Here is a 4,938-nt window from a genome sequence, read left to right on the forward strand (position 1 = left end):
GTCATGCGGCAGCCATCAGGAGCATTTTTGACAGTGACCCCAAGTCATTTGCAGGAAGTGATGTTATTGACGCCAATGGCTTGGACAGGGCATTTTCACCTGATATGGTGTTAGAGGCAGCATCACCTTTTATCGTCAATAAAATCATTGCAAACCAGTTACCTAAATCTTAAACAGAATTTGTTATGAATATTTTAGAAGTATTAAATATGTATAACATCAAGACAAACGAACTTGATGGATTTACGACTCGAAGAGAGGCTTTCAAAAAGTTGACCAACTTTGGTAAAAATATTGCTATGGCGGCCATTCCTGTTGGTTTGGCTTCTGTTGGCAGCAATAAAGCATATGCCCAAGGTTCGGTTTCGGTATTGGATGTTTTGAACTTTGCCCTGCTCTTGGAATTTCTGGAAGCAGAATTTTACACTACAGGCCTTCACTGTGATCATCTCATTCCTGACGGAAAAGACAGGGCCATATTTGAAGTAATAGAAAAACATGAGGTAGATCATGTGGAATTTCTTAAGGCTGCCATCACTGCATCAGGAGGTACTCCTATCGATAAGCCGGAATTTGATTTTACGGCAGGGGGAAAATTTAAACCTTTCACGAAGTATGCTCAGTTTTTGGCTCTTGCCCAGGCTTTTGAAGATACCGGTGTCCGTGCCTATAAAGGTCAGGCAGCCAATCTGATGAGCAATGGGGCGGTATTGACTGCCGCCTTACAGATTCACTCTGTCGAGGCAAGACATGCTTCAGAAGTTAGAAGGCTGAGAGGTCTCAAAGGATGGATTACCCAAGACGAAAGGGGTGCAGGAATGCCTATGGAAACCCAAGCGGTATATAACGGAGAGGATAACTTGATTCAAGGCGGAGTTAATGTCACTACGGTGACTCCCATAGGAGTTGACGGTGTGACAGAGGCCTTTGACGAACCATTGACTATGGCGGAAGTTTTAACCATTGGCGGACTCTTTATAAAACCCTAAGAACGCTTACAAATCACCAAAAGTGCCCTCTCAGTGTCATCGAGAAGAGAATACCATCTCGATTCTATCCGGCTTTATTTTTGAAAAACCGAATAAGCATATCTGATACTGTTAGGGCACTTTTTTTATTTATCCTTAAAAAAACTATTTTTTTATGATTCTTCGGGTTTCCAAATGGTTGTTCCCAAAAATTCTGAGCAAATATATCCCCGGTTTCAATTGGCTCATTTCTATATCATGCTGAGTTCCTGTTACCCTGAACAAATCCAATTTTTGGCCCATTGAATTATAGAGTTCAATTTGACTGCCAGAATGGATATTGTCAATGGTCAGCAAAGACTTAACCGGATTAGGGTAAATATTGACCTTTTCCGGATAATTCTCTCTTAGGGAAGTAATCACAAGATCCAGTTCCTGAACTTTCACTTTTCTAAATAATGCATTCCCCATTTGCATCCCCAAGTCAAAAACAATTCTGGCACTGGGATCAGAAGTGTCGTTCATCTGAAATACAGTGGAATACTCAAGATATTCATCTGACAATTGAGTATTTTGAAAGCCACTGTAGCTATTGAACGGTGCAGAGGCCTTTCCAATATAAAATCCAACTGACATATTGGGTTCTGCCTTTGCTTCAAAAGAAAATCGGTACAGCTTCCCTTTTTCCAAAGATAAATTGCTTCTGACCAATTGCACATGCCAATTTTCTGTACCTATTTGAGAAACGGCTGCCTGAAGAATTCCCTGATTTCTGGAAAGCCCCGCCTGTGCATTTTGTTGGGTAAAAATATTCCAACCATCATTCGAATTTTCAAAGTTACTCTCATAAAGTGTGACTAAATGTGCCTGCCGGGGTTCAGGCATTTCATTGAGTAACAACGCATCCGCCAAAGGTTGAATGTATTGGTTGTTTTGGGGGTCAAAAATCCCAAATCCTGCACTCCACTCCCAATAAGCCCAACTAAACCCTATTGATTCCAGATATCTGGATAGAAAAGTGGTCCAGCGTACCCGTGACTCCATGTCTGCCCGGCTGTAAGCGCCAAATTCTCCCATGTGGATGGGAATATTTCTTTCGGTGGAAAATGAAATCAGCGGTGCTATTTCCTGTACAATGGCATCTCTCTCAAATTGCAGATCCAGCCATTTGGTACCCAACCAATTCTGCGATTGATCTCCAACCCATTCCGCACCCTGATGGGTAAAAGTAAAGGGATTATAAAAATGGACGGTAGCAATGATATGGTCATCATCCGGTGGATCCAAATGAAAAATCCCTCCAACTCCTCCAAACAAAGCAGTGCCCATCAAAACAGCCCTGTTTGTGTTGGTTTTCCGGATTTCAACCAAAGCCTCAGCAAAATATTGGTTCCAAAGTTCAGGAGTCAATTGGTTATGGGGTTCGTTCATGACCTCAAACAATAGCTCCTCTGGATAATCCTTAAAAAAATCCGCTATCTGCATCCATTGGGCCAAAAACCTATCCTTGTTCTGAGTCGGGTTTTGAAAAAGCGCATCATGGTGGTGCATATTGATAATGACCATCAAATCCTGTTCAAGGGCACGGTCAACCACTTCTTTGATCCTGTCAAAAAAAGTGGGATTGATGGTGTAGGGTGGGATCATTTGTGTCCTTGCCGGGGTATCCCATCGAATCGGAATCCGGACGTGGTCAAAACCAATTTCCTTAATCCTTTGGAAATAATCATTCCTGTAAGGATTTCCCCATTCTCCCTCAGCCGGAGCCTCAAACATGTTTCCCATGTTCATACCCCTTCCAAGTTTTTGATTCAATTCAAAAACACCGGTCTGCCCAAAAGTAAACAGGGGGATTAACACCACCATAAAAATCAATTTTTTCATGGAAGTCAAGTTACAAAGTATAATTTACTTTCTAGTTATTTTTTGTTACCATGCTAAGAAATTGGGTTAAACCTAGCATGTTAAAAACAAAAATTACTTTGCAGCATAAGATTAAATCACAAAAAAATCCCTGCAGGTTCTACTTCAATTTAAAGAATTAACCCTTTCCAAAAACTTCATCACAACTTTTAAAGTCTCTTCTTTATTGTCATTAAGGGTACTGTGGGCCGCATCGGGGATTTCCCTGAATGTCGCATCGGAAATCAGGCTTTGATAATATTGAACAGTGGAGGGTCTTGCCTCATCGTATTGCCCGGTAAAAAGCAAAACAGGAACCGATATCTTTCCCAATTGCTCCAATCGGTCAAAATTTCTCAAAGTGCCAGTTGAAGTAAATTCACTTGGTCCCCACATATATTTGTAGATCTCTTTTCCGGATACTAAATTCAAATAACTTCTGTCGATTTTTGGTCTTTCTTTACGGGTGACATATAAACTGTAATAAAGTTTGACCGCTTCATGATAGTCGGGATGGTCATATTCATTGATGGATTCATGGTATCGGATGACTTGTTGCACAGAATCGGGCAAAGTCGCTATCAACGTATCAGCATCCGCAATCCAAGAGTCTGTACTGAACAAAGGACTACTGAAAATGATGGCCTTAACTTCATCCGGATATTTCAGGTAATAATCTATTCCCAGCATGGTTCCCCAAGAAGATCCATAAAGCACAAAATCTTTTATTCCCAAATGATTTCGGAGTGATTCAACTTGCTCCACATAGTTTTCAATAGTCATCAATGAGGTGTCAGTAATGGCACTTGACCTTCCTGAACCCAATTGATCTAAAAATACGATGGGGCCATCATATCCTAATTCCTTCAATGGTTCAAATCCAAGACTTGTGCCACCTGGACCACCATGTAAAAGAATAATTGGGGCTTTTTTACCCTCCCCAAAAACCTCGTACCAGATTTTTCCACCATTGACTTCCACAAATCCTTCTCCTGGTAAAAGTAGATTTTCTGGAGAACAGGAAACTAATACCGATAAAAATAAGAGGCACAGGAGCTTAACAGCGATGGATTTATTTTCTGTCTTTATCATCCAATAAATCAAAGCATTTTTAAGGATAAAGGAAAATCCTTTGAATCAAAGACCTTAATTAATCTTTGGATGAATTGAATAAAACTGTCACTTTTTCTTTTTCCCTAAACTCATTTTTCACTCCTTCCAACAAACTTGGGCGCGTAAAAACCATTGCGTAAGCCTCTTTCAGAGATTTGGAACTTCGAACGTCTTTTACAATATCAGACCACTCATGAAAATTCAAAGTAATGGGATTATAGGATTTCACCTGCTTGGTCAATCCATAATTTGCCTGCTCTCCTTCTGGCATAAATGTACCAAACATCCTGTCCCAAATAATAAATGTTGAACCATAGTTTTTGTCTAAATAATGCTCGTTTGTAGCATGGTGTACACGATGGTGGGAAGGTGTGGTAAAGAAATATTCTATCGGTCTTGGCAACTTTCTGATATACTCAGTGTGAATCCAGAACTGATATAAAACTGCCAATTGATGAATTATAAAAAAGACCACGGGATGAAAGCCTGCTAAAACAACCGGTATGAAAAAAATTATTTTTATATGTTGTGTCCAACTCAATCGGAACGATACAGACCAATTATACTTCTCAGAATTGTGGTGGGTCACATGTGTTGCCCACCAAAATCTATTTTCATGAGCGACCCTATGAGCCCAATATCTCCAAAAATCCAACCAAAACAGACAAAGCACATAAGCCCACCAGGTGTGGGGTATAGACCACGGGACGAGGTTGTAGAAATACAAAATGATACCAAAAGTCACCACTTTAATTGCTGCGCTCATACCTGCATTGACAAGTCCGATAAACGTCGCTGTCAATGTATCTTTTCCGTCATAATAACCCATGTTGTTTTTGTAGGAAAAAAGCCATTCCAAAACAACCAAGAAAATCATTACCGGGGTCGCAATAAGAATAAGGTTAGGAAGATCTAAGTTTACAATATGTTCAAAGGTTAATTTTTCTTTTTCCAT

4 protein-coding genes are annotated in these 4,938 nt (G+C 40.2%); 1 reads left to right on the top strand and 3 read right to left on the bottom strand.

The window, feature by feature from the left end; all coding sequences use genetic code 11:
- Positions 1-185: 185 nt before the first annotated feature.
- Positions 186-989, top strand: coding sequence for a ferritin-like domain-containing protein (locus tag ACEW8U_RS00125; RefSeq protein WP_373519995.1), 804 nt, complete (start codon positions 186-188; stop codon positions 987-989).
- A 144-nt stretch (positions 990-1,133) separates the two neighbouring features.
- Here ACEW8U_RS00125 and ACEW8U_RS00130 read toward each other — a convergent pair whose 3' ends face one another.
- The 3 genes from ACEW8U_RS00130 to ACEW8U_RS00140 form a co-directional block, all read right to left on the bottom strand.
- Complete coding sequence (locus tag ACEW8U_RS00130) at positions 1,134-2,852, bottom strand: cellulase family glycosylhydrolase (RefSeq protein ID WP_373519996.1); 1,719 nt, start codon at positions 2,850-2,852, stop codon at positions 1,134-1,136.
- Between the two features lie 144 nt (positions 2,853-2,996).
- Positions 2,997-3,962, bottom strand: a complete 966-nt coding sequence (locus ACEW8U_RS00135) for a proline iminopeptidase-family hydrolase (RefSeq protein ID WP_373519997.1) — start codon at positions 3,960-3,962, stop codon at positions 2,997-2,999.
- 58 nt (positions 3,963-4,020) lie between these two features.
- Positions 4,021-4,938: sterol desaturase family protein (locus ACEW8U_RS00140; RefSeq protein ID WP_373519998.1), on the bottom strand; the 918-nt coding region annotated here is incomplete at its 5' end.

The sequence above is a fragment of the Aquiflexum sp. genome (assembly GCF_041751335.1).
In the GTDB taxonomy this organism is placed as follows: domain Bacteria; phylum Bacteroidota; class Bacteroidia; order Cytophagales; family Cyclobacteriaceae; genus Aquiflexum.